The 24,174-nt window shown below is 69.9% G+C and carries 20 protein-coding genes; 7 read left to right on the top strand and 13 right to left on the bottom strand.

Going from position 1 to position 24,174, the window contains the following annotated elements; genetic code table 11:
* Nucleotides 1-4: 4 nt before the first annotated feature.
* The 5 genes from dxs to dut all read right to left on the bottom strand — a co-directional run bounded on the left by dxs (nt 5) and on the right by dut (nt 6,874).
* Complete coding sequence (dxs, locus tag D8M34_RS03100) at nt 5-1,945, bottom strand: 1-deoxy-D-xylulose-5-phosphate synthase (RefSeq protein WP_025103566.1); 1,941 nt, start codon at nt 1,943-1,945, stop codon at nt 5-7.
* Between the two features lie 155 nt (nt 1,946-2,100).
* Nucleotides 2,101-4,980, bottom strand: coding sequence for an aconitate hydratase (locus D8M34_RS03095; RefSeq protein WP_174235368.1), 2,880 nt, complete (start codon nt 4,978-4,980; stop codon nt 2,101-2,103).
* Between the two features lie 108 nt (nt 4,981-5,088).
* Nucleotides 5,089-5,823: a DUF3159 domain-containing protein gene (locus D8M34_RS03090; protein ID WP_025103568.1), complete on the bottom strand. Its 735-nt coding sequence runs from the start codon at nt 5,821-5,823 to the stop codon at nt 5,089-5,091.
* Nucleotides 5,820-6,407 (bottom strand): DUF3710 domain-containing protein, encoded by a 588-nt coding sequence (locus tag D8M34_RS03085; RefSeq protein WP_126893122.1) that lies wholly within the window; start codon nt 6,405-6,407, stop codon nt 5,820-5,822. The genes D8M34_RS03090 and D8M34_RS03085 overlap by 4 nt, the downstream gene beginning before the upstream one ends.
* Nucleotides 6,404-6,874 (bottom strand): dUTP diphosphatase, encoded by a 471-nt coding sequence (gene dut, locus D8M34_RS03080; RefSeq protein WP_126893121.1) that lies wholly within the window; start codon nt 6,872-6,874, stop codon nt 6,404-6,406. The genes D8M34_RS03085 and dut overlap by 4 nt, the downstream gene beginning before the upstream one ends.
* Before the next feature lie 12 nt (nt 6,875-6,886).
* Between dut and D8M34_RS03075 the strand changes: the two genes are divergently transcribed.
* Nucleotides 6,887-7,351, top strand: a complete 465-nt coding sequence (locus D8M34_RS03075) for a DUF3093 domain-containing protein (RefSeq protein WP_126893120.1) — start codon at nt 6,887-6,889, stop codon at nt 7,349-7,351.
* A gap of 75 nt (nt 7,352-7,426) precedes the next feature.
* On the opposite strand, the gene D8M34_RS03070 is transcribed toward D8M34_RS03075, so the two are convergent.
* Nucleotides 7,427-7,720 (bottom strand): DUF4193 domain-containing protein, encoded by a 294-nt coding sequence (locus D8M34_RS03070; RefSeq protein WP_025103572.1) that lies wholly within the window; start codon nt 7,718-7,720, stop codon nt 7,427-7,429.
* Between the two features lie 199 nt (nt 7,721-7,919).
* Between D8M34_RS03070 and sepH the strand changes: the two genes are divergently transcribed.
* Complete coding sequence (sepH, locus tag D8M34_RS03065) at nt 7,920-8,969, top strand: septation protein SepH (RefSeq protein ID WP_025103573.1); 1,050 nt, start codon at nt 7,920-7,922, stop codon at nt 8,967-8,969.
* A gap of 15 nt (nt 8,970-8,984) precedes the next feature.
* Here sepH and D8M34_RS03060 read toward each other — a convergent pair whose 3' ends face one another.
* On the bottom strand, nt 8,985-10,106 hold the full coding sequence (locus tag D8M34_RS03060; protein ID WP_126893119.1) for an alkaline phosphatase family protein: 1,122 nt from the start codon (nt 10,104-10,106) through the stop codon (nt 8,985-8,987).
* A 44-nt stretch (nt 10,107-10,150) separates the two neighbouring features.
* Here D8M34_RS03060 and D8M34_RS03055 point away from each other — a divergent pair, with 44 nt between their 5' ends.
* Complete coding sequence (locus D8M34_RS03055) at nt 10,151-12,592, top strand: DNA gyrase/topoisomerase IV subunit A (RefSeq protein WP_126893118.1); 2,442 nt, start codon at nt 10,151-10,153, stop codon at nt 12,590-12,592.
* A gap of 61 nt (nt 12,593-12,653) precedes the next feature.
* Here D8M34_RS03055 and D8M34_RS03050 read toward each other — a convergent pair whose 3' ends face one another.
* Nucleotides 12,654-14,765, bottom strand: a complete 2,112-nt coding sequence (locus D8M34_RS03050; protein ID WP_374460736.1) for a DNA gyrase/topoisomerase IV subunit B — start codon at nt 14,763-14,765, stop codon at nt 12,654-12,656.
* A gap of 181 nt (nt 14,766-14,946) precedes the next feature.
* On the opposite strand from D8M34_RS03050, the gene D8M34_RS03045 reads away from it, so the two are divergent.
* Entirely contained in the window at nt 14,947-15,165 is a 219-nt protein-coding gene (locus tag D8M34_RS03045; RefSeq protein ID WP_025103577.1) for a DUF7455 domain-containing protein, read from the top strand.
* A 26-nt stretch (nt 15,166-15,191) separates the two neighbouring features.
* On the opposite strand, the gene D8M34_RS03040 is transcribed toward D8M34_RS03045, so the two are convergent.
* Both D8M34_RS03040 and D8M34_RS03035 read right to left on the bottom strand, forming a co-directional pair.
* Nucleotides 15,192-16,229 carry an alanine racemase gene (locus D8M34_RS03040; protein WP_126893117.1) on the bottom strand — a complete coding sequence of 346 codons (1,038 nt, stop codon included), beginning with the start codon at nt 16,227-16,229 and terminating at the stop codon, nt 15,192-15,194.
* An 11-nt stretch (nt 16,230-16,240) separates the two neighbouring features.
* Nucleotides 16,241-16,945: an alanine racemase gene (locus D8M34_RS03035; RefSeq protein ID WP_238695583.1), complete on the bottom strand. Its 705-nt coding sequence runs from the start codon at nt 16,943-16,945 to the stop codon at nt 16,241-16,243.
* 84 nt (nt 16,946-17,029) lie between these two features.
* Between D8M34_RS03035 and D8M34_RS03030 the strand changes: the two genes are divergently transcribed.
* Nucleotides 17,030-18,046 (top strand): sugar-transfer associated ATP-grasp domain-containing protein, encoded by a 1,017-nt coding sequence (locus D8M34_RS03030; protein WP_126893116.1) that lies wholly within the window; start codon nt 17,030-17,032, stop codon nt 18,044-18,046.
* Between the two features lie 98 nt (nt 18,047-18,144).
* On the opposite strand, the gene D8M34_RS03025 is transcribed toward D8M34_RS03030, so the two are convergent.
* The 3 genes from D8M34_RS03025 to D8M34_RS03015 form a co-directional block, all read right to left on the bottom strand.
* Nucleotides 18,145-18,837 carry a coenzyme F420-0:L-glutamate ligase gene (locus tag D8M34_RS03025; protein ID WP_174235367.1) on the bottom strand — a complete coding sequence of 231 codons (693 nt, stop codon included), beginning with the start codon at nt 18,835-18,837 and terminating at the stop codon, nt 18,145-18,147.
* Nucleotides 18,837-20,030, bottom strand: a complete 1,194-nt coding sequence (locus tag D8M34_RS03020) for an RNA polymerase sigma factor (protein ID WP_374460779.1) — start codon at nt 20,028-20,030, stop codon at nt 18,837-18,839. Before D8M34_RS03020 ends, D8M34_RS03025 begins: the two co-directional genes overlap by 1 nt.
* A 215-nt stretch (nt 20,031-20,245) precedes the next feature.
* The gene (locus D8M34_RS03015) at nt 20,246-21,187 is read right to left on the bottom strand and encodes a proteasome assembly chaperone family protein (protein ID WP_126893113.1); all 942 of its coding nucleotides are present in this window, start codon (nt 21,185-21,187) and stop codon (nt 20,246-20,248) included.
* A 114-nt stretch (nt 21,188-21,301) separates the two neighbouring features.
* Here D8M34_RS03015 and D8M34_RS03010 point away from each other — a divergent pair, with 114 nt between their 5' ends.
* Together D8M34_RS03010 and lpdA are read left to right on the top strand one after the other, a co-directional pair.
* Nucleotides 21,302-22,780, top strand: coding sequence for a leucyl aminopeptidase (locus D8M34_RS03010; protein ID WP_126893112.1), 1,479 nt, complete (start codon nt 21,302-21,304; stop codon nt 22,778-22,780).
* A gap of 5 nt (nt 22,781-22,785) precedes the next feature.
* A complete protein-coding gene (gene lpdA / locus D8M34_RS03005; protein WP_126893111.1) occupies nt 22,786-24,159 on the top strand; it encodes a dihydrolipoyl dehydrogenase in 1,374 nt (457 codons plus the stop codon).
* Nucleotides 24,160-24,174 lie beyond the last annotated feature (15 nt).

Below are 24,174 nucleotides of genomic sequence, written 5' to 3'. Positions count from 1 at the left end.
TCCGTCAGTGACGCTCGTGGAGCGGGAGCTCGATCGCGCCGGTCTCACCGGCGTGGCGGGCCTTCGGGATGCGGGTGCCCAGCACCTGCGCCACGACGTCCTGGGCGATCTTCGAGGCGGTGAGACCGGCGTCGGCGAGGATCTGATCGCGCGACGCGTGATCGATGAACTCGTCGGGAAGGCCCAGCTCGTCCACCGCCGTGTCGATCCCCGCCTCGCGGAGCACCTGCCGCACGCGGGTGCCGATGCCACCCACGCGGATGCCGTCCTCCAGCGTGATCACCAGGCGATGCCGCGCCGCCAGCTCGACCACCGAGGGCTGCACCGGGATCGCCCACCGCGGGTCGATCACGGTGGCGCCGATGCCCTGGGCGCGCAGCCGGTCGGCCACGTCGAGAGCCAGAGCGGCGAACGGGCCGATGGCGACGATGAGGACGTCTTCGCCCTCGCCGCGCGCCAGCACGTCCACGCCGTCCGCGAGGCGCTCGAGCGCCGGCAGATCGGCCGAGACGTCGCCCTTCGGGAAGCGGATGACGGTCGGAGCGTCCTCGACGGCGACCGCTTCGTCCAGCGCCTCGGTCAGACGCGCACCGTCACGGGGCGCCGCGATGCGGATGTGCGGGACGATCTGCAGCATGGCCAGATCCCACATGCCGTGGTGACTCGGGCCGTCGGGACCCGTGACGCCGGCCCGATCGAGCACGAAGGTCACGCCCGCGCGGTGCAGCGCGACGTCCATGAGCACCTGGTCGAACGCCCGTCCCATGAACGTGGCGTACACGGCGACGACCGGGTGCAGGCCGCCGTACGCGAGTCCGGCGGCCGAGGCCACCGCGTGCTGCTCGGCGATGCCGACGTCGTAGACACGGTCGGGGAAGCGCTCCGCGAAGGGGGCGAGGCCGGTGGGCCGGAGCATCGCCGCGGTGATGGCGATCACGTCCGAGCGGCGCTCGCCGACCTTCACGAGGGCGTCGGAGAAGACGTCGGTCCACCCGCGGCCGCCCGAGGACAGCGTCTCCCCCGTCGTCGGGTCGATCTTGCCGACCGCGTGGAACTGGTCGGCCTCATCGTCGCGGGCCGGCTGATACCCGCGGCCCTTCTCGGTGATCGCGTGCACGATGACGGGTGCGCCGTAGGACTTCGCCAGCTCCAGGGTCTCCAGCAGCGCCGGAAGATCGTGGCCGTCGACGGGACCGAGGTACTTGATGTCGAGGTTGGAGTACAGGGCCTCGTTGTTGGTGAACCGCGAGAGGAATCCGTGGGTGCCGCCGCGCACTCCGCGGAACACCGCTCGACCCACCGGCCCGAACGCGCGGAAGAGGCGATCGGACTTGTGGTGGAGGTCCTTGTACGCCGCCGCAGTGCGGACCCGGTTCAGGAAGCGGGACATGCCGCCGATGGTCGGCGCGTAGGAGCGGCCGTTGTCGTTGACGACGATCACGAGGTTGCGGTCGTTGTCGTCGGAGATGTTGTTCAGCGCCTCCCACGTCATGCCGCCGGTCAGCGCGCCGTCGCCGACGACCGCGACGACGTGTCGGTCCGCGCGGCCGGTCGCGGTGAGTGCTCGGGATACGCCGTCGGCCCAGCTCAGCGAGCTGGAGGCGTGAGAGGACTCGACGACGTCGTGCGGGCTCTCCGCACGCTGCGGGTAGCCCGCGAGCCCCTCCCGGACGCGCAGCTTCGAGAAGTCCTGGCGGCCGGTGAGTATCTTGTGGACATAGGACTGGTGGCCGGTGTCGAAGATGAAGGGGTCGTCCGGCGAGGAGAACACACGGTGCAGGGCGATCGTGAGCTCCACGACACCGAGGTTGGGACCGAGGTGCCCACCCGTCTGCGAGACGTTCTCGACGAGGAAAGCCCGGATCTCCGCAGCGAGTTCTTCCAGTTGCTCCGGCGAGAGCCGATCAAGATCGCGCGGTCCAGAGATGCTCGGAAGAATGGGCATCTGCGCCTCCTCACAGGCCTCGGCAGAGCGTCCGAACGGGTGCGGACGTCTTCCCGATCCTACCGCTCGGAGCCGGGAATCCCCCGAGGGCGGGAGACCCTTGACACGCCGAAGGGGCCCGTGTCCGTGGACACGAGCCCCTTCGTCGTCGCGGCTCAGACGAGCGAGCGCAGCACGTACTGCAGGATGCCGCCGTTGCGGTAGTAGTCCGCCTCACCGGGGGTGTCGATGCGGACGACCGCGTCGAACTCGACGGTCTGCTTGCCCTCGGGCGAGTGCTCGCTCGGGGTGGCGGTGACCTTGACCGTCTTCGGGGTGACGCCGTTGTTGAGCTCCTCGAGTCCCGTGATCGAGACGATCTCGGTGCCGTCGAGACCCAGCGACTCCCAGCTCTCGCCGGCGGGGAACTGCAGCGGGACGACGCCCATGCCGATGAGGTTGGAGCGGTGGATGCGCTCGAAGCTCTCCGTGATCACGGCCTTGACGCCCAGGAGGCTCGTGCCCTTGGCCGCCCAGTCGCGGGACGAGCCGGAGCCGTACTCCTTGCCGCCGAAGACGACGAGCGGGGTGCCCTGCTCGGCGTAGTTCATGCACGCGTCGTAGATGTACGACTGCGGGCCGCCCGGCTGCGTGAAGTCGCGGGTGTAGCCACCCTCGACGACCTGTCCGTCGTTCACGGCCGAGACCATGAGGTTCTTCAGGCGGATGTTCGCGAAGGTACCGCGGATCATGACCTCGTGGTTGCCGCGGCGCGAGCCGAAGGAGTTGAAGTCCTTGCGGTCGACGCCGTGCTCCGTGAGGTACTGGGCCGCGGGGGTACCCGGCTTGATGTTGCCGGCCGGCGAGATGTGGTCGGTGGTGACCGAGTCGCCGAGCGTCGCCATGACGCGCGCACCTTCGATGTCCTTCACCGGGGTGAGCTCCATCGTCATGCCGTCGAAGTACGGGGCCTTGCGCACGTACGTCGAGTTCTCGTCCCACTGGAACGTGTCGTCGTCCGGCGTCGGCAGGTTGCGCCAGCGCTCGTCACCGTCGAACACGGTGGCGTACTGCTTGATGAACTGGTCGCGCGAGATCGACGAGTCGACGATCTCCTGGACCTCGTCCGGCGAGGGCCAGATGTCCTTGAGGAACACGTCGTTGCCGTCCGCGTCCTTGCCGAGCGCGTCGGTCTCGAAGTCGAAATGCATCGAGCCGGCGAGGGCGTACGCGATGACCAGCGGCGGGCTGGCCAGGTAGTTCATCTTCACGTCCGGGCTGATGCGGCCCTCGAAGTTGCGGTTGCCCGAGAGGACGGCCGTGACCGCGAGGTCGTGCGAGTTGATCGCCTCGGAGACCTCTTCGATGAGCGGTCCCGAGTTTCCGATGCAGATGGTGCAGCCGTAGCCGACCGTGTAGAAGCCGAGGCCCTCGAGGTCCTTGTCCAGACCCGACTTCTCGTAGTAGTCGGTGACGACCTTCGAGCCGGGGCCGAGCGTGGTCTTCACCCACGGCTTCTGCTTGAGGCCCTTCTCCCGCGCCTTGCGGGCGAGGAGGCCGGCGGCGATCATCACCGACGGGTTGGACGTGTTGGTGCACGACGTGATGGCTGCCAGGGTGACGGCGCCGTTGTCGAGGATGTACTTCTCGCCCTCGGGAGTCGTGACCGGGATCGGGTTCGACACGTTGGCCGGCGCACCGCTGCTGATGTGCACGGGACGCGTGGTCGGCTCCTCCTCGCCGGGGACCTGACCGGGGTCGGACGCCGGGAAGGAGTGCTTGGACTCGAGGTCGACGATGTCGTCGCTGGTCGAGGCCGTGGCGTAGTTCAGGATGTCCTGCTCGAACTGCGTCTTCGCCTCGGAGAGGAGGATGCGGTCCTGCGGGCGCTTCGGGCCGGCGATGGACGGGACGACCGTGCCGAGGTCGAGCTCCATGTACTCGCTGAAGACCGGCTCGTGGGAGGCGTCGTGCCAGAGCTTCTGCTCCTTGGCGTAGGCCTCGACGAGCGCGACGGCCTCCTCGCTGCGCCCGGTGAGGCGCAGGTAGTCGAGGGTGACGTCGTCGATCGGGAAGATCGCGGCGGTCGAGCCGAACTCGGGCGACATGTTGCCGATCGTCGCGCGGTTGGCCAGCGGCACCGAGGCGACGCCCTCGCCGTAGAACTCGACGAACTTGCCGACGACGCCGTGCTTGCGCAGCATGTCGGTGATGGTCAGCACCACGTCGGTCGCGGTCACGCCGGCGGGGATCTCACCCGAGAGCTTGAAGCCGACGACGCGCGGGATGAGCATCGACACGGGCTGGCCGAGCATCGCGGCCTCGGCCTCGATGCCGCCGACGCCCCAGCCGAGCACGCCCAGTCCGTTGACCATCGTGGTGTGCGAGTCGGTGCCGACACAGGTGTCGGGGTAGGCCTGGAGGACGCCGCCGTTGGTGCGGTCGTAGATGACCTTCGCCAGGTGCTCGATGTTCACCTGGTGGACGATGCCGGTGCCGGGGGGCACGACCTTGAAGTCCTGGAACGCGGTCTGGCCCCAGCGGAGGAACTGGTACCGCTCGCCGTTGCGCTCGTACTCGATCTCGACGTTGCGCTCGAGGGCGTTCTCGGTGCCGAAGAGGTCGGCGATGACGGAGTGGTCGATGACCATCTCGGCCGGCGAGAGCGGGTTGATCTTGTTCGGGTCGCCGCCGAGCGCCGTGACGGCCTCACGCATCGTGGCGAGGTCGACGATGCAGGGCACGCCGGTGAAGTCCTGCATGACCACGCGCGCCGGCGTGAACTGGATCTCCGTGTTGGGCTCCGCGTTGGCGTCCCACGACCCGAGCGCCTCGATCTGCGCCTTCGTGACGTTCGCGCCGTCCTCGGTGCGAAGCAGGTTCTCCAGGAGGACCTTGAGGCTGAAGGGGAGCTTGTCGAAACCGGGCACCGTGTCGATGCGGAAGATCTCGTAGTCGGTGCTGCCGACCGTCAGGGTGCTCTTGGCACCGAAGCTGTTCACCGTGGACACGAATCCGTCTCCTTCTATTCGGATGGGAGCGACAGGCGCCTCCATCTTGCTCGCCGGTGCGGCCGCGCGGCTAGCAAGGGGGACCTAACCAGTCTGCTCCGCGCTGGTCACCGGCGAAAGCCCGTGATTTATCTTGATGTCGAGATAAATCTATCACGCCGCCGCGGGGTCGTCGTGCGACGACGCGCGGGGATAGAGCGCACGGACGACCAGCCAGGTCACCGCGATCAGGGGCGCGAACAACGGCAGTCCCATCACGAGCTTGAGGGTCCCGAGAGCGGTGACGTCGCCGGCCAGGTACAGCGGGAACTGCACGATCAGTCGGGCGAAGAACAGCGCGGCCCAGGCGATGCCCAACCAGAAGAAGGCCCGCCGCTTGCGACGGTCCGCACGCCAGGCGGTTCCCTCCCCCATGAGGAAGCCGACCGCGAGACCGATGACGGACCAGCCGATGAGCGCCGAGACGAGGATCGCCGACCCGTAGACCGCGTTCGTGATGAGGCCGGGGACGAAGTTGTCCTCGCCGCGGCCCGTCCACAGGGCCAGACCGGCGGCGGCCACGGCCGCGATCAGTCCGCCGAGGGCGGCCGACGGCGGAGACTTCTGCACCAGCCGGACGACGGTGAACACGGCGGCCAGACCGACGGACACTCCGAGGGGCAGCAGCAAGGGCTCAGGCCGAAGGGTGAACAGGATCACGAACGCGAGGCTCGGGAGCACCGACTCGAGGATCCCGCGCCAGCCGCCCATGGCCGACCAGACGACCTTGTGCGTGCTCGCGCTCTCGGACGGGTCGAGCCCGGCCTTGCGCGCGGCGCCGCCGAGTGCTGCTCCGAGGATCTCCGACGCGCTCTGCGTGCGCGGCTCCTCGGCGTCCGGCGTGGTCACGCGGAGCCCGGCGTCGCCGGCATCTTCAGCGGGATGAGGTCGCGCGGCGGCATGGGCGTTCCCCCGCGGACGACGACGATCGAGCGGAAGAGGTCCTCGACCTTCGCCGCCGCCTCCGGGTCGGACGCCGCCGCGCCGCCGATCACACCACGCAGGAACCAGCGGGGCCCGTCGATGCCGATGAAGCGCGCGAGGCGCAGGCCGGAGCCTTCACTGGCGGTCGCGGGCACCTCCGCGAGCAGCTCCTTGCCGAGCGGCCCCTCCCGCTCCTCGACGCGACCGCCCTGCGCCTTGACCTGGTCGCGCAGCTGGACGCGCGTCTCGTCCCACAGACCGCCGCTGCGCGGAGCCGCGAACGGCTGCACCTGGAGCGACGACTCGGCGTAGTCGAGCCCGACCGCCACGATGCGCTTGCTCTGCTCCTCCACCTCGAGCCGCAGGTTCAGTCCCTCGCGCGGCAGAATCTTGATCCCGCCGAGGTCGATGTACGGGCGGACGGGGTTCGCCTCGGAGTCGTCGAACGGGCCCTCGGTGGCGCGGTTCTCCGGCGCCGACTTGGAAGGAGTCTCGTTGCTGTCGGTCATTTCGCCTGTCCTGCTTCGTTCTCGGGGGTCTGTGCCTGGTAGCCGGTCGAGCCGAATCCGCCGGCGCCGCGAACGCTGTCCGGCAGCTCGTCGACCGGGAGGAACCGGGCACGGGCGACGGGCATCACGATGAGCTGTGCGATGCGATCGCCGACGGCGACATCGTACGCGCTGTGGATGTCCGTGTTGATCAGACTGACCTTGATCTCGCCCCGGTAGCCGGCGTCGACGGTGCCGGGAGAGTTCACGATCGAGATGCCGTGCTTCGCCGCGAGACCGCTGCGGGGCACCACGAAGGCCGCATAGCCGTCCGGCAGCGCGATGCGCACGCCCGTGGGGACGAGAGCGCGCTCCCCCGGCTCCAGCCGCACGGCCTCGGCGGCGACGAGATCGGCTCCGGCGTCACCCGGATGCGCATAGCCGGGGACCGCTGCGGCGATAATGGGGACATCAACGGAATCGGTCACCCCATGAGGCTAATGCAGAACCCCGCAACGGACGCACGTCCCCGCTACCACGAACGCCTGGCCCCCAGCCTGTGGCTGCTGGTCACGATCGCCCTGGCGGGACCGATGGTGTCCCTGATCTTCGTGCCGGTCGGCTCGACCTTCGCGCTGCTGCTCGGCGGAGCGGTGTCCGCGCTGCTCGTGGTGGCGGCCATCGCCCTGGCTCCGGTCGTCTCGGTGCAGGACGGCGTGCTCCGCGCCGGACCCGCCCACATCGACGTGCGCCACCTCGGCGAGCCGGTGGCGCTGACCGGCGACGAGGCACGGGCCGCACGAGGACCGGAGCTCCCGGCTCGCGGGTGGCACCTCATCCGCGGCGGCATCGACGGTGTCGTCGTGGTGCCGAACATCGACGAGGCAGACCCCGTCATCGCGTGGACGATCTCGACCAGGACGCCCGATCGGCTCGCCGCGGCCATCCGCGCGGCGCAGGGCTGACCGCCCTCCGGAGAAACGACAGCGCGCCCCTGACCGGATGGTCGGGGGCGCGTGAGGCGTCGCGCAGAGGGCTGCTCAGGCAGCGCACTCCTTGCAGATGGGGCCATCGGGTCCCTCGTGGTCGAGCTGCGAGCGGTGCTTCACGAGGAAGCAGCTCATGCAGGTGAACTCGTCCTGCTGCGCGGGCAGCACGACGACATCCAGCTCGAGATCGGAGAGGTCCGCGCCCGGGAGATCGAAGTTCGACGGGTTGTCGGAGTCCTCGTCTCCGGTCGTGCCGGACAGCTTGTCCGGCACACGCTCCTTGAGGGCTTCGATCGACTCGGAGTCGTCTTCACTCTTTCGGGGAGCGTCGTAATCGGTTGCCATGCGGTGAATCTCCACTTTCATGGTGCGAGTGGGCGGGTGCGCCGTCGGGTAATCGGCGGCCATAGTTTGCATGACCGGCGGGCGTTTCGCAAATGCCCTCCCATGCGACAGGGCAAACTCACGGCACGCCCGCCGTATTCCCTCTCCCGACGCGTCTCCCGTGACACCATGAACGCACACCCATCAGAGGGGCATTCGCATGGAAAACGTCACCATCGTCGGCACAGAAGCAGGAGTGCTCGTCCTCGCGACCGAGGCGGGCGAGCGGTTCGCGCTGCCCATCGACGCCGTGCTGCAGCGGGAGATCCGCCGCGCGACCCGCCAGGCCGAGCCGGCGGCGCAGAAGCTCGCCGCGAGTCCGCGGGACATCCAGGCCCAGATCCGCGCCGGTCTCACCGCCGCAGAGGTCGCGGAGCTCCTCGGGATCAGCGTCGACGACGTCGCGCGCTTCGAGGGTCCCGTCCTCGCCGAGCGGGAGCACATCATCGGGCAGGCGCTCGCCGTCCCCGTCCTCATCGGCAGCGAGGTCGAGCCCGACGCGCAGCCGACGTTCGGCGCCGCGGTGCGCGCCAAGCTGGCCGAGGTGGGCGCGTCGTCCGAGCGCTGGGCGAGCTGGAAGGAGGAGTCCGGCTGGATCATCAAGCTGGAGTTCTCCGCCAACGACGTCGAGCACGACGCGCGTTGGAGCTTCGACCCTCGGCGGAGCGCCCTCTCGCCGCTGAACGCCGACGCCACGCAGCTCTCGCGACAGGGGTCCCTGCCGGAGGGCCTGATCCCGCGTCTGCGAGCCGTGGAGGCCGACCGCGCCGCCTCGCCCTACAAGGACGACAGCCGCTTCGACTCCGGCGCCTTCGGACCGCGCCTCGTCCCGGCTCCCGCGGCCGAGGCAGAGGAGCCGGCGCAGCCCGAGCGCTCGGCGCCGGCGGTCCAGGACGCCGCGATCAACCGCGCCCCCGACGCCGCCTCGACGAGCCCCGAGACCGCCGATCTCCTCGAGGCCCTGCGCCGTCGCCGCGGCCAGCGCGAGGCGGCGCCGATCGAGCACGAGATCGAGGACGTTCAGGACGACACCGATCCGATCGCCCTCTTCGCCGCATTGGAGGAGCCGGACGACGAGCCCGCGGCCCCGGAGCCCACGCCTCGTCAGCCGTCCTCGAACGACGCCGGCGACAGCGGCGGCCGTCGGCGGCGCCGCAACGCCATGCCGTCGTGGGACGAGATCGTCTTCGGAGCACGCACCGACGAATGACCGCGGTCGCTCGCGTCAGGAGGCGAAGGCGCCGAGCCGCAGGAACGGCACCCTGGTCTCCTCCGGGGTGAGTGCGCCGTGCTGCCCGATCATGCCGCGGTTGCGCTGGTCCTCGGCCGTGCCGTCGTAGAGAGCGCGCACACCCGTGGCGGCGATCAGCACGTCACCGATCCGGGACCGGGCGTCGTCGCTGACGACGGGGCCGAAGAGACCGGCCCGCAGCGCCTCCTCCCGGGTGGCGACCTCGGCCACCCCCTCCAGATCGCGGCGCAGACGCGTAGCCAGCACCGCGGTGTCGGAGTCCGGCTCCCGGTACAGGTGCAGCATGCGGGGCTCGCCCCCGACGTGCCGGATGCCGACGAGATGCTCCTCCTCGAGCACGACCTGCCGATGGGACGGTACGTCGACCATGCCGTGATCCGAGGTCACCACCACGCCCACGCGCGGCGGGACGCGGACCGAGAGCGCGCCGTCGATCCGCTCCAGCGCGGTGACCCATTCCGCGGAGGCCACCCCGTGCTTGTGCCCCGCCTTGTCGACCTCGGGCAGGTAGCAGTAGACGAGGGAGCCCGGGTTCTCCGCGGCCAGCGCGTAGGAGGCCTCGACCCGTTCCTCCGGCGTCGCCGCGGGGACGAATGTCGCGCCGCGGAGGGTCGCACGTGTGAAGCCGCTGTGCGCGTACGCCGCCAGCCCCACGGCGAAGGCCGGCCGGCCCGTCGCCGCCATGCGCTCGAACACCGTGGGGGCGGCCTGCCAGGTGAGCGGGTCCAGACCGTCCGTCTCCCACCCGCTGAGCTGATTCACGAGGACATCCCGCTCCGGATCCCGGACGCGATAGCCGACGAGACCGTGCTGCCCCGGCCAGACCCCGGTGGTGAGACTCGTGAGGGCGGCCGCCGTCGTCGTCGGGAAGACCGTCTGCGCGATGTCCTTCTTCGTCATCGTCGCGGTGAGCGAGCGGGCGTGACCGGCGTGCCCGCGGAGGCTGATCGCCCCGAGGCCGTCGATCACCACGAGCAGGGTCGAATCGACGCGCGGCAGCGTGGCGGATTCGCCGCGGAGAGCGGCGCACAGGTCGTCCGCCACCCCGACGACGCTCCGGGCGCCCGGCGGCGCGGACGGTAGCATGAAGGACATCCGAGCCAGTCTGACACAGGCTCCCGTACGCCCTCAGGAAGTCCATGCCGAAAACCCCGCCGCCCGAGCCTGTCGAGGAACGCATCCAGGACATCGATCTCTCTCACGAGATGCAGGGCTCCTTTCTGGAGTACGCGTACTCCGTCATCTATTCGCGGGCACTCCCGGACGCCAGAGACGGCCTCAAGCCGGTGCAGCGCCGCATCCTGTTCCAGATGGCCGAGATGGGCCTGCGCCCGGACCGCGGCCATGTGAAGAGCGCCCGGGTCGTCGGCGAGGTCATGGGAAAACTGCACCCCCATGGCGACTCGGCGATCTATGACGCGCTCGTCCGCCTCGCGCAGGAGTGGGCCCTCCGGGTGCCGCTCGTCGACGGTCACGGCAACTTCGGATCCCTGGACGACGGCCCCGCCGCCGCGCGGTACACCGAGGCGCGTCTCGCCGCCCCCGCGCTCTCGCTCACCGAGAACCTCGACGAGGACGTCGTCGACTTCATCCCGAACTACGACGGCCAGTTCCAGCAGCCGGCCGTGCTGCCCGCGGCGTTCCCCAACCTGCTCGTCAACGGTGCCAGCGGCATCGCGGTGGGCATGGCGACCAACATGGCGCCGCACAACCTCATCGAGGTCGTCGCCGCGGCGACCCACCTGCTCGAGAACCCGGACGCCACCACCGAGGACCTCATGGAGTACGTCCCCGGTCCCGACTTCCCGTCGGGCGGGATCCTCATGGGGCTCGACGGCGTCAAGGACGCCTACACGACCGGGCGCGGTGCCCTCAAGGTCCGCGGGCGGACGTCGATCGAGCCGCTGGGCCCCCGGCGCACGGGCATCATCGTGTCGGAGCTGCCCTACATGGTCGGTCCGGAGCGTCTCATCGAGAAGATCCGCGACGCGGTGCAGGCGAAGAAGCTGCAGGGCATCAGCGACGTCACCGATCTCACCGACCGCAACCACGGCCTCCGCGTCGCCATCGGGATCAAGACCGGTTTCGATCCGAACGCCGTGCTGGAGCAGCTCTACCGGCTCACCCCGCTGGAGGACTCCTTCAGCATCAACAACGTCGCCCTCGTCGACGGCCAGCCCCGCACCCTCGGGCTCAAGGAGATGCTCAGCGTCTACGTCGGCCACCGCATCGAGGTCATCACCCGCCGCAGCCGGTACCGTCTCGCCCGCCGGGAGGAGCGCCTGCACCTGGTGGAGGGTCTGCTCATCGCGATCCTCGACATCGACGAGGTCATCCAGGTCATCCGGTCGTCGGACGACACCGAGCAGGCCCGCACCCGGCTCCGGTCCGTGTTCGACCTCAGCGAGCCGCAGGCCGAGTACATCCTCGAGCTGCGGCTGCGACGTCTGACCAAGTTCTCGCGCATCGAGCTCGAGGCGGAACGCGACGCCCTCCTCGCGGAGATCGCGTCGCTGCGCGAGCTGCTCGCCAGCCCGGCCCTGCTGCGCGCGGCCGTCGCCCGGGAGCTGGACGCCGTGGCCGAGGCGTACGGGACGCCGCGGCGCACCCTGCTGATGAACGCGGCCCCGCCGAAGCCCCGTGCGACGAAGGGCGCCGTCGACCTGCAGATCGCCGACGCGCCGACCACCGTCGTCCTCTCGACGACGGGCCGCGCCGTGCGCGTGGACCTCGGCGAAGGACAGGACTTGACGGCTCCGGCCCGGCGGAGCAAGCACGATGCCATCCTCGCGACGGTCGAGACGACGGTCCGCGGCGAGGTCGGGGCGCTCACCAGCACGGGACGCGTCGTCCGCTTCTCCCCCGTGGACCTGCCCTCGGTGCCGGGCACCTCGGTGCAGCTCGCCGCGGGGACTCCGCTGCGCGACTACCTGGGGATCACGACCAAGAGTGAGCGCATCCTCGGGTTCGTCCGTTTCGACAGTGAGACCCCCGTCGCGCTCGGCACCGCCCAGGGCATCGTGAAGCGCATCGTGCCGTCGACCCTGCCCGTGCGGCCCGACCTGGAGGTCATCGGCCTCAAGACCGGAGACTCCGTGGTCGGTGTGGCCGACGCGGCGGATGACGCCGACCTCGTGTTCCTGACGACGGATGCGCAGCTGCTGCGGTTCTCGGCCTCGACGGTCCGCCCCCAGGGCGCGCCGGCCGGCGGCATGGCGGGCATCAAGCTCGGCTCGGGCGCCTCCGTCCTCTTCTTCGGCGCCGTCCGCCCGGACACCGATGCCGTCGTCGCCACGGTGTCGGGCGCGGAGAGCATCCTGCCCGGCACCGATCCCGGCCGCGCGAAGGTCTCGGCCTTCACGGAATACCCGTCGAAGGGCCGCGCGACCGGCGGCGTCCGCGCCCACGCCTTCCTGAAGGGCGAGGACCGCCTCACCGTCGCCTGGGTCGGCCCGAACCCGGCTCTGGCCGTCGACCCCACCGGCGCGGTGCGCAAGCTGCCGGACGTGGGGGCACGACGCGACGCCTCCGGCCAGCCGATCGACGGGGTCATCGGCAGCATCGGCCGCACGCTCGTCTGATCCGTTCCACGAAAGAAGGGGACCCGGCCTCGCCGGGTCCCCTTCGTCGTTGCGTCTTCCGTCAGGCGTCGATGGACTCGCGCGAGAGCTGGTCGGCGGAGTCGATGATGAACTCCCGCCGAGGGGCGACCTCGTTGCCCATGAGCAGTTCGAAGACACGGCCCGCCGCCTCCGCGTCCTCCATCCGGACACGGCGGAGCAGCCGACCGGAGCGGTCCATCGTCGTGTTCGCGAGCTGCTCGGCATCCATCTCGCCGAGACCCTTGTAGCGCTGAATCGGCTCATGCCAGCGCTTGCCGGCCTTGCGGAGCTTGGCGAGCAGCGCGTGCAGCTCCTGCTCGCTGTACGTGTAGATGGTCTCGTTCGGCTTGGATCCCGGGTTGATGACGATGATCCGGTGCAGCGGCGGCACAGCCGCGAAGACCCGCCCGTGCTCGATGAGCGGCCGCATGTAGCGGAAGAAGAGCGTGAGCAGCAGGGTGCGGATGTGCGCGCCGTCGACGTCGGCGTCGCTCATGAGGATGATCTTCCCGTAGCGCGCGGCATCGATGTCGAAGGTCCGGCCGGAGCCGGCCCCGATCACCTGGATGATCGACGCGCACTCGGCGTTGGACAGCATGTCGCCGACCGACGCCTTCTGCACGTTGAGGATCTTCCCGCGGATCGGCAGCAGCGCCTGGAACTCGCTGTTGCGCGCGTTCTTCGCCGTGCCGAGGGCCGAGTCGCCCTCGACGATGAAGAGCTCGCTGCGCTCCACGTCGTTCGTCCGGCAGTCGACGAGCTTGGTCGGCAGGGTGGACGACTCGAGCGCGTTCTTCCGGCGCTGCGTCTCCTTGTGTGCCCGTGCCGACACGCGGGCCTTCATCTCGGAGACGATCTTGTCGAGCAGCTGCGTGGCCTGGCTCTTGTCGTCGCGTTTGGTGGAGGTGAACCGCTGCTGGAGGTCCTTCCGCATCACCTGGGCCACGATCTGGCGCACGGCGGGCGTGCCGAGCACCTCCTTCGTCTGCCCCTCGAACTGCGGCTCCGGCACGTTGACCGTGAGGACCGCGGTGAGGCCGGCGAGGACGTCGTCCTTCTCGAGCTTGTCGTTGCCGACCTTGAGTCGGCGGGCGTTCTGCTCGACCTGGCTGCGGAGCACCTTCAACAACTCCTGCTCGAAACCCTGCTGATGCGTGCCGCCCTTCGGGGTGGAGATGATGTTCACGAAGGAGCGGATGCGGGTGTCGTAGCCGGTGCCCCAGCGCAGGGCGATGTCGACGGCGCAGACGCGCTCGACCTCGGTCGCCACCATGTGCCCGTCCGGCTGCAGGACCGGGACGGTCTCGGTGAACGTGCCCTCCCCCTGGATGCGCCAGGTGTCGGTCACCGGCGGGTCGACCGCGAGGTAGTCCACGAACTCGGAGATGCCGCCCTCGTAGAGGTACGACGTCTCCACGGGGCCGGTCGGCGCACCGTCCTCCCCCACCCCGGCGCTCGCGGGGCGCTCGTCGCGCACCACGATCTCGAGCCCGGGGACCAGGAAGGCCGTCTGACGCGCCCGCGTCTCGAGCTCGGCGAGCTGGAACGCGGCGTCCTTGGTGAAGATCTGGCGGTCGGCCCAGTACCGCACCCGGGTGCCGGTGACGCCGCGCGGCGCCTTGCCGACGACGCGCAGCTCGCTGTTCTCCTCGAACGGGGTGAACGGCGCATCGGGCCGCTTCTCCCCCGAGTCCTGGAAGATGCCGGGCTCACCGCGGTGGAAGGACATCGCGTAGGTCTTGCCGCCGCGGTCGACCTCGACGTCGAGGCGCTCGGAGAGGGCGTTCACGACCGAGGCGCCGACGCCGTGCAGGCCTCCCGATGCCGCATAGGAGCCACCGCCGAACTTCCCTCCGGCGTGCAGCTTCGTGTAGACGACCTCGACGCCGGTCAGACCGGTTCGCGGCTCGACGTCGACGGGGATGCCGCGACCGCGGTCGTGCACCTCGACGCTGCCGTCGTCGTGGAGGATGACGTCGATACGCGAGCCGTTGCCGGCCACCGCCTCGTCGACGGAGTTGTCGATGATCTCCCAGAGGCAGTGCATGAGCCCGGGCGAACCGTTCGAGCCGATGTACATGCCGGGGCGCTTGCGGACCGCTTCGAGTCCTTCGAGCACCTGGAGATGATGGGCGGAGTACTCGGCATTCACAATCTCCGAGTCTATTCGCGGGACGGAGCCGCCCCTCGCAGACACTCCCCGGGTCGCCGCGTTCGCGGGTGCGCGCGTACGCGCTGAGCGAAACACGCCGTCGACCGGGCATGCCCCCAGGTGCAGCGTGGTTGTATTGAGCACGACCAACAAGGACGCCGACACCCGAGGAGGCCCCGAGATGAATGCAACGACCGAACGTGAGACCTCCGCTGTCGAGTACCGCCTGACCGCGATGGACCGCTGCGACTCGTGTGGAGCGCAGGCCTACATCGCCGCCGAGGTCAACGGTTCCGAGCTGCTCTTCTGCGCCCACCACGGCCGCAAGTACGAAGAGAAGCTGCGCAGCGTGGCCACGAGCTGGCACGACGAGACCGCTCGTCTCATCGAGACGGTCTGATCAGCACCTGAGCCGGCCGAACCGGTTCAGTCCACGACCCTCCGCCGAATCCGCGGACCGAGGCGGGTGAGGATCTCCTCGCCCACCGTATCGATCCGCTCGGCGAGGGTCGTTGCTGTCTCCTCCCCCTGTGCGCCGGGGCCGAAGATCGTCACCTCGTCGCCGACCGCCATCCCCGGCCAGCCGTCGACCGTCATCGTGGCGACATCGATGGTCGAGACCGCACGCGAGCCGGCGGGGGTGCCCACCGTCATCCCGGTCAGCGTGGAGGGGACGCCGTCCAGGCTCCCGACGGCGACGATCGCGCTCTCGCCCTCCACCCGCACGACCGGCGCGACGAGACGCGCCGCGGGACGGACCCCGTCGAGGTCCGGACCGTCCGCCGAGCGGATGCCGTAGCAGAACGCGCCGATCCGCGACACGGTCCCGCGCAACTCGGGTCGCCACCAGGACGCGGCCGAGGCCGTGAGGTGTACAGACCCCGGCTGCGGCCCGGTCAGGCCGACCTGCCGGACGGCGTCGAGGAACACGGCCTGCGCCTCGTCGTCCTCGGCATCGCTCGCCTCGGCGATGTGGCTCCAGACGCCGACGAGGGCGAGTGCGCCGGAGCGCTCGGCGTCTCGGGCTTCGGCGACCGCGGCCGCCCAGTCCTCCGGGCGCACGCCGTTGCGATGCAGCCCGGTGTCGATCTTGAGGTGGATCCGTGCGCGCACGCCGAGGACCTCCGCCCGCGCGGCGATGCGCCGGAGATACTCGACCGTGCCGACGCCGAGCTCGATGTCCTGCAGGAGCGCCTCGTCGATCTCCTCATCGGTCGAGGTCGCCCAGGCGAACACCGTCACCTCTCCGCCCGCGATGCGCCGGACCTCGACGCCTCCGCGCACGTCATAGCTGCCGAACGAGGTCACCCCGGCCTCGAGGGCCGTCTCGACCGCCCAGCGGAGCCCGTGGCCGTAGGCGTCGTCCTTGAGGACCAGCATCAGCGTGGAGTCGCCGAGGCGGTCACGGACCGCCGCGATGTTCGCGCGGAAGACGGCACTGTCCAGACGCAGTTCGGGGCGCATCGGGCCTCCCATCATGCCTCCCATCCGCGCACGGCGTGCGCTCCCGGGACCGCGACGAGCTCGGCCGGGGTCATCCGGGTCAGCTCCGCCCAGCGCGCGATAGCGCCGGAGGCGGGTCCGGTCCCTCCGAAATAGGTCACCGCGTCGCCCACCTCCGCGAGAGCGCCCTGGAGGTCGATGACGCAGACGTCCATCGCGACACGCCCGACGATAGGGTGCAGTGCGCCGTCGATCTCCACGTCCGCGTGGTTGCCCAGGGCCCGGACGACGCCCTGAGCGTAGCCGCCCGTCACGAGCGCGACCGTGGTGTCCGCCGCCGCCCGGAAGGTGTAGCCGTACGAGACGGCCTCTCCCGCCCGCAGGCGCTTGGTGGACATGACACGGCCAACCAGACGCATGACCGGAGGCGTCGTCGGGAGGCCCTCCGCGGATGGCAGCCCATAGAGGAGACGGGGATCGAGGTCCGGCTCTCCAGTGGTCGTGGCGGTGATGCCTTCGAGACGGAGCGCCTCGACCTCTCCGGGAGAGTCCACGATGACCTCCTCCGCTCCCGCCGCGGTCACCGCCTGGGCGACGGCGAGCAGACCGTGACCCCACGCATCGCGCCGGAGGTCGGCCCGGCGACCCCCCGCCCGGATCGCCGCGGACGCGCCGGCAGCGAGGGCCGAACGCGAGATCATCGCCTGCGGAAGCGCACTCGAACTCGTCTCACACACGTGCTCCAGCCTAGCTTCCGCGCTCCCAGGAGCCTGGGGGCTCCCCGCGTAGACTGGGACGTCGATCCCTAGACCCGGAGCTTCATGTCTCGTCTTTCTCTCGCGCCCCGCATCCGCTACCTCCTCGGCCGTGCCCGCCGCATCGACGTCGGTTCCGTCTTCGAACGTGCCAAGGAGGCCTCGGCCCAGCATCACCGGCCCGTGCCCACGATCGTCGCCGACATGCTCTGGTCGGCGGCCCGTCACAACGTCGGCTTCCAGGACTACATCGACTACGACTTCGCGATGCTGAACCGCGCCGAGCGCGAGACGTACATGACGCACCCCGTGTCCAACCAGCTCTCGCAGAAGTACGACCACCCCGACTTCCGCTGGATCTTCCAGGACAAGATCGAGTTCAACCGCAAGTTCTCCGCGCACCTGCACCGCGAGTGGATGGTGGTCGAGGAGGGGAACGCCGACGAGGTCCGCGCCCTCACGGAGCGCCTCGGCACGATCGTCACGAAGGAGCCGGTCGGTCAGGCCGGCACCGGTGTGCACCGGTATCACGCGGCCGACATCACGGACTGGACCGAGTTCCACCGCGGCCTCCTCGATCGCGGCGAACTGCTGATCGAAGAGGTCATCCGCCAGCACGACGACCTGGCGGCCGTGTGCCCCGGGACCGTGAACACCACGCGCATCACCGCGTTCTTCGACGGCGAGAAGGCGCACATCCTCGCGATGGCCCAGAAGTTCGGCCGCGGCGCGGTGAGCGATCAGATGACCTTCGGCGGCTTCTACACGATGCTCGACGAGAACGGGCACGCGGTGGGCGCCGGCTACGACTCGCACGGCCACGTCCACGAGACGCACCCCGACTCCGGGTTCCGCATCGCCGACTTCCAGCTGCCGTACATCGACGAGGTGCGCGCGTTCATCGATCAGGTTGCCCGCGTCGTGCCGCAGGTGCAGTACGTCGGCTGGGACGTCGTCGTGACCCCGGACGGCCCCGTGCTCGTCGAGGGCAACTGGGGCGCAGGCGTGTACGAGAACAAGCCCAGCGTCACCGGGATCCGGACCGGGCACAAGCCGCGCTACCGCGAGGTCATCGGCTTCTGACCCTGTCGAAGCGTCGACCCGGCCCCTTACGCGCAAACCGGCCCCTTGCGTTCGCATGCAAGGGGCCGGTTCGTTCGTAAAGGGGTGGGTCGACCTGCTCAGACCGCGCGGACGATGCCGAGCGGGGTGGACTCGAGGCCCTGGCCGAGCGGGTTGTCACCCAGGATCTTCACCAGCCGCAGCTCCCCCGCCTTGTCCAGCGTGGAGCCGAGGATGTTGCCGCCGAGATCGTTGATGTCGACCACTGCTACCTCGGCCCGGCCGCCGATCAGCGTCTTCAGGTGCGCGGCGACGCCATCCGGATCCTTGGGGCCGAGCACGACCGCCTCGTTGTACGGCGGGATGGTGTGCTTCGTCGGGCCGTCGATCGCGCGCGCCTTGTCCCCCGCGATGCGGTAGAAGTCGCCCTTGCGCCCGAAGGCCTTGGTGACCGCCGAGACGGCCGCCGCGAAGAGGATGCGCGGTGTACCGCACTCGCGCAGCGCCATCTCCATCGTCTCCGGCATGCCGAGACCGATGCCGTACGGCGTGCGGGTGACGTACTTCGACAGGAACAGCGCGAGCTTGCGCGGCTTGATCTCGTCCAGGCGGTAGGACCGCCCCTGCGTGATCGCGACGATCTTCTCGGTCACGAAGAGGAGGTCGCCCGGCTGGACGGCATCCTTGGCGTACTCCGTGATGATGGCGTCGAGATCGTCGTCCGGCATCACGACACGGGTGCGCAGCGGAATCCGCGCGTAGCTCTTTCCGTCGACGCTCGTCTCGAGCGCCTTGCCCTCGTTCGCCTGCATCACTCGAGGTAGTCCCGCAGCGACTGCGAGCGGCTCGGGTGGCGCAGCTTGGCCATCGTCTTGGACTCGATCTGGCGGATGCGCTCACGCGTCACCCCGAACGTGTCACCGATCTGGTCGAGCGTCTTCGGCTGACCGTCGCCCAGGCCGAAGCGCATTCGGATCACGCCAGCCTCGCGCTCCGAGAGCGAGTCGAGGAGCTGCTCGAGCTGACGCTGCAGCATCGTGAAGCCCACGGCATCGGCGGGGACCACGGCCTCGGTGTCCTCGATGAGGTCACCGAACTCGCTGTCGCCGTCTTCGCCGAGCGGCGTGTGCAGGGAGATCGGCTCGCGACCGTACTTCTGCACCTCCACGACCTTCTCCGGAGTCATGTCGAGCTCGCGGCTCAGCTCTTCCGGAGTGGGTTCGCGACCGAGGTCCTGCAGCATCTGGCGCTGCACGCGGGCGAGCTTGTTGATGACTTCGACCATGTGCACCGGGATGCGGATCGTGCGGGCCTGGTCGGCCATGGCGCGGGTGATGGCCTGACGGATCCACCAGGTGGCGTAGGTCGAGAACTTGAAGCCCTTGGTGTAGTCGAACTTCTCGACCGCGCGGATGAGACCGAGGTTGCCCTCCTGGATCAGATCCAGGAACTGCATGCCGCGACCGGTGTAGCGCTTGGCGAGGGAGACGACGAGACGGAGGTTCGCGCCGAGGAGGTGGCTCTTCGCGCGCTGACCGTCACGGGCGACCCACTGCAGGTCGAGTCCGAGCTGGCTCGTCTTCTCGGCGGGAGACATCGCGGAGAGCTTCTCCTCCGCGAACAGACCCGCCTCGATGCGCATCGCGAGCTCGACCTCTTCGGCCGCGTTCAGCAGCGCGACCTTTCCGATCTGCTTCAGGTAGTCCTTGACCGGGTCGGCGGTCGCGCCGGTGATCTGGGTCGAGTAGACCGGGACCTCTTCGTCGTCCTTGGAGGAGATGACGATCGCACCGGTCGGCAGCGGCTCGGTGAAGGCCGGCTTCGCGTCGTCCTCCTCCTCGTCGCCCGCGGCGTCTTCGGAGCCCTCGGCCGCAGCGGCGTCGTCTTCCTCGACGACGTCGTCCGACTTCTTCTTCTTCACGGGGGCGCGCTTGGCCGCGGCGCGCTTGGGCGCGGGAGCCGCTTCGGTCGCTTCGACGTCCTCGACCTCGGGATCCGCGGTGATCTGATCGGCCTTCTTCGTCCGCGTGTTCTTCGTCGTGGCAGGAGTCACGTTTCGCCTTTCACGGGGCCGCTGGGAGACCCCGGGACATTTCGGACACTAGTAAGACCCTTGTCAAGTCCAGCGCTCGAAAACACTGATTGACAACGGGTCGGACTCCTAGTATCGCACACGTATGGCGATGAGGACGCATTCGCGCCCGATCCGCACGGACGGATTCAGCCGCGGCCCGGCTTGTCGTCGTCGCCCGACGGACGGGTGGCGAGGTAGCGCTCGAGCTCGGCCGCGAGCTCATCGGCGCTGGGCAGGTCGCGTTCGCTGAATCCGCCTTCGTCGTACGAGTCGTCCTCGGGGTCACGGCCGGCCATGTAGGCGTCGTAGCGACGTTCCAGGTTGTGCACCATCTGCTGCAGCTCGTCGTTCGCCGCGACCTGCTCGTCGACCCGGGCGATGTAGTCCGCGCGCCGCTCCTGCACGGCGTCCAGCATGAGCACGAGACCGGTCGACGCCATGAGCTTCTCCGCCGCCGCGCTGACCGCCTCGGGGTTCTCGGTCTCGGCGAGGTAGTGCGGCACGAGGAGGACGAAGCCGACGACGCGTTCCCCGCGCTCCGCGAACCGGTACTCGAGCAGGTGACCGGCAGTGGCGGGCACCTGCGTGCGCGGACGCCACACGGAGTGCGACACGACGAGGTCGCGCCGGTTCCCGCTCACCGTCGTCCCGATGGGACGCGTGTGCGGCACGGGCATGGCGATGGAGTGCACCCAGTGCAGTCCCGACGCCTCGAACTCCGCTGCGAGGTCCAGCACCGTCTCCGCGAAGGCGTTCCAGGCGAAGTCGGGCTCGTAGCCCGTGAGGAGGAGGAACGGACGACCGAGCGCGTCCGTGGCGAGGGAGAGCTCGAGTCGGGGCGGGCGGAACTCGGCGAGGTGGTCCTGGTCGAACGAGATCACGGGGCGACGCGCGCGGTAGTCGAGGAGCACGTCGTTGTCGAAGATCGCGAGCGGCTGCGGCGACGTCGTCTCCCTCATGTGATCGATGAGCCCCGACACCGCACTGCCCGCGTCGGTGAATCCGGTGAGCAGCATCACGAGAGGCAGGCCGTGGGGCACCGTGGGAGCGTTCGCGACGCGTTCGTGGATCTCTCCGGAGAAGGGCATGTCTCCATGCTACGAGCCGCACCCGGACCCGGGCTCTGACCTGTCTCGCTGAGAGCGAACACACCCCGCCGGGCGGGCCGACGACCCCGGGGCGGAGATCCTAGGATGGAGACCATGACGCTTCCCGCGCTCTCGCACACCACCGATCAGTTCCCCGGAAGCGCTGCCGATGCCGCAGTGCTCGTCGTCCCCGATCTCTCCGAGTCGGCCGAGCCCCTGGCGGCTCACCCCGGTCTCGCCGACGTCCTCGCGGGCATCGGCTTCACCGGCGCCGCCGGAGCGTTCGCGCGGGTCTACGCCCCCGAGGTGACGACGCTCCCCTTCGCGGTCGTCGGCGTCGGCTCCACCATCGACGACGCGTCCGTGCGCAGCGCTGCCGGAACGGCTCTCCGCTCCTTCACCGGCTTCGACACCGTCTCGCTCGGCCTCGCCTCCGGACTCGAGGCGCACGCGGCCGCGGCGGCGGAAGGCGCCGTCCTCGGCGGCTACCGCTTCGACGACTATCGCGCCGAGAACGGCAGGAAGAAGCGGGCGACGGCGGTCGTCGTCCACGCCCCGCTCGACGACGCGACGATCGCCCGTGCCCACGCGACGGGCGAGGCCGTCGCCCTCATCAAGGACCTCGTGAACGTGCCCGCCGAGTGGCAGAGCCCTGCGCAGCTCGCGCAGAGCGCCGCCGACAGCGTCGCCGACCTCGACGTCACCGTGCAGATCCTCGACGAAACCGCTCTCGCGGAACAGGGCTTCGGCGGCATCCTCGGCGTCGGCCAGGGCTCCGACCGGCCGCCGCGTCTCGTCCGCCTCGACTACGCGCCGGCGGACGCGCAGCGCCACATCGCCCTCGTCGGCAAGGGCATCACCTTCGACACCGGCGGCCTGTCGCTGAAGCCCGCGGCCTCGATGGTCGGCATGAAGTTCGACATGGCCGGTGCCGCGACCTCCCTCGCCGCCCTCCGCGCCATCGCCGCCCTCCGCCTCCCCGTGCACGTGACCGCCTGGCTCTGCATCACCGACAACATGCCGTCCGGCCGCGCCCTCCGCCCCGGCGACGTCATCCGCATCCTCGACGGCACCACCGTCGAGGTGCTGAACACCGACGCGGAAGGGCGCCTCGTCCTCGCCGACGGTCTGGTCGCCGCGAGCCGCGAGAACCCCGACGTCATCATCGACGTCGCGACGCTGACCGGCGCGATCGTCGCGGCCCTCGGCCACCGTCACACCGGCGTCTTCGGCGACGACGAGACGGTCGCGGAGTTCCTCGCCGCCGCCGCGCGCACGGGGGAGCCGGCGTGGCACATGCCTCTGCCCGCCTACATGGAGGAGACGCTCGACTCCCCCATCGCCGACATGATCAACGCCAACATGGGAGATCGGATGGGCGGCGCGTCCTTCGCCGGCCTCTTCCTGCGGCGCTTCGTCGGCCGCACCTCGGACGCGGACGACGCGCCGCGCATCCCCTGGGTGCACCTGGACATCGCGGGCTCCGGTGAACACGCCGGCGCCCCCTACGGCTTCACCGAGAAGGGCCCCACGGGGGCGATGGTCCGATCGATCATCGCCTTCGCCGAAGCAGCATCCCACCCGGAGGCATGACACCCATGACAACCCACACCTTCGACATCGTCGTCCTGGGCGGCGGCAGCGGCGGGTACGCCGCGGCACTGCGAGCGAGCGAGCTCGGCAAGTCCGTCGCACTGATCGAGAAGGACAAGGTGGGAGGCACATGCCTCCACCGCGGGTGCATCCCCACGAAGGCGCTGCTGCACGCCGCCGAGGTGGCGGACCACGTGCGTGACGCCTCCTCCGTGGGAGTCACGGCCTCGTTCGGCGGGATCGACGTCGCCGGGGTGCGCGCCTATCGCGAGGGCATCGTCGCCAAGAAGTACAAGGGTCTCGAGGGGCTCGTGAAGGCGCGCGGGATCACGACGGTCACCGGGCTCGGTCGCCTGAACGCGGACCGGAGCGTGAGCGTCGGCGACGACGTCTACGTCGGCACGGACGTGATCCTCGCCACGGGCTCCTACAGCCGCTCGCTGCCGGGGCTCGAGATCGGCGGCCGGATCCTGACCAGCGAGCAGGCCCTCGCCCTGGACGTCATCCCCGAGCGCGTGCTCATCCTGGGCGGCGGCGTGATCGGCGTCGAGTTCGCGAGCGTGTGGCGCTCCTTCGGCGCCGAGGTGACGATCGTGGAGGCCCTGCCCCACCTCGTCCCGAACGAAGACATCGCGATGAGCAAGGGACTCGAGCGCGCGTTCCGCCGCCGCGGCATCCAGTACTCCCTCGGCGTGCGCTTCCAGAGCGCCACGCAGGACGACTCGTCCGTGACCGTCACGCTGGAGGACGGCACGGAGTTCACCGCCGACTACCTCCTCGTCGCCGTCGGCCGCGGCCCCGCCACCGCCGACCTGGGCTTCGAGGAAGCCGGCGTGCGTCTGGACCGCGGGTTCGTGACCGTGGACGGCGACCTCCGCACCGATGTCCCCGGCGTGTGGGCGGTCGGCGACATCGTCCCGGGTCTCCAGCTCGCCCACCGCGGGTTCCAGCAGGGCATCGCGGTCGCCGAGCGCATCGCGGGTCTCTCCCCCGTGAACGTGCCCGACGTGCAGATCCCGAAGGTCACCTACTCCAGCCCCGAGGTCGCCTCGGTCGGTCTGACGGAGGAGGCGGCGGTCGCCGCGCACGGTCCCGACGCCGTCCACTCCTACGAGTACAACCTCGCGGGGAACGGGAAGAGCGAGATCATCGGCACGGGTGGCCTCGTCAAGGTCGTCCGCCTCAAGGACGGACCCGTCCTCGGTGTGCACCTCCTCGGCGACCGCGTCGGGGAGCTCATCACCGAAGGGCAGCTCGCGGTCGCGTGGGAAGCCCACCCGGAGGACATCGCGCCGCTCATCCACGCCCACCCGACCCAGAGCGAGGCCCTCGGCGAAGCCTTCCTCGCACTGGCCGGAAAGCCCCTGCACGCCCTCTGAGCACCAACCGGTGCC

Origin of the sequence: Microbacterium sp. HSID17254, from assembly GCF_003989315.1 — a bacterium.
In the GTDB taxonomy this organism is placed as follows: Bacteria; Actinomycetota; Actinomycetes; order Actinomycetales; family Microbacteriaceae; genus Microbacterium.
The sequence above is the reverse complement of the archived record's forward strand: the minus strand, read 5'-3'. Positions and strand labels throughout refer to the sequence as shown.

Excerpts from the sequence above, each read along its gene's own strand:
- D8M34_RS03095 (WP_174235368.1), bottom strand. The coding sequence starts at position 4,980 with ATGGAGGCGCCTGTCGCTCCCATCCGAATAGAAGGAGACGGATTCGTG.
- D8M34_RS03015 (WP_126893113.1), bottom strand. The coding sequence starts at position 21,187 with ATGCCCTTCTCCGGAGAGATCCACGAACGCGTCGCGAACGCTCCCACG.
- D8M34_RS03055 (WP_126893118.1), top strand. The coding sequence starts at position 10,151 with ATGCCGAAAACCCCGCCGCCCGAGCCTGTCGAGGAACGCATCCAGGAC.
- D8M34_RS03030 (WP_126893116.1), top strand. The coding sequence starts at position 17,030 with ATGTCTCGTCTTTCTCTCGCGCCCCGCATCCGCTACCTCCTCGGCCGT.
- D8M34_RS03075 (WP_126893120.1), top strand. The coding sequence starts at position 6,887 with ATGCAGAACCCCGCAACGGACGCACGTCCCCGCTACCACGAACGCCTG.
- D8M34_RS03025 (WP_174235367.1), bottom strand. The coding sequence starts at position 18,837 with ATGCAGGCGAACGAGGGCAAGGCGCTCGAGACGAGCGTCGACGGAAAG.
- D8M34_RS03085 (WP_126893122.1), bottom strand. The coding sequence starts at position 6,407 with ATGACCGACAGCAACGAGACTCCTTCCAAGTCGGCGCCGGAGAACCGC.
- dxs (WP_025103566.1), bottom strand. The coding sequence starts at position 1,945 with ATGCCCATTCTTCCGAGCATCTCTGGACCGCGCGATCTTGATCGGCTC.
- D8M34_RS03010 (WP_126893112.1), top strand. The coding sequence starts at position 21,302 with ATGACGCTTCCCGCGCTCTCGCACACCACCGATCAGTTCCCCGGAAGC.
- D8M34_RS03060 (WP_126893119.1), bottom strand. The coding sequence starts at position 10,106 with ATGTCCTTCATGCTACCGTCCGCGCCGCCGGGCGCCCGGAGCGTCGTC.
- D8M34_RS03070 (WP_025103572.1), bottom strand. The coding sequence starts at position 7,720 with ATGGCAACCGATTACGACGCTCCCCGAAAGAGTGAAGACGACTCCGAG.
- sepH (WP_025103573.1), top strand. The coding sequence starts at position 7,920 with ATGGAAAACGTCACCATCGTCGGCACAGAAGCAGGAGTGCTCGTCCTC.
- D8M34_RS03045 (WP_025103577.1), top strand. The coding sequence starts at position 14,947 with ATGAATGCAACGACCGAACGTGAGACCTCCGCTGTCGAGTACCGCCTG.
- D8M34_RS03040 (WP_126893117.1), bottom strand. The coding sequence starts at position 16,229 with ATGCGCCCCGAACTGCGTCTGGACAGTGCCGTCTTCCGCGCGAACATC.
- lpdA (WP_126893111.1), top strand. The coding sequence starts at position 22,786 with ATGACAACCCACACCTTCGACATCGTCGTCCTGGGCGGCGGCAGCGGC.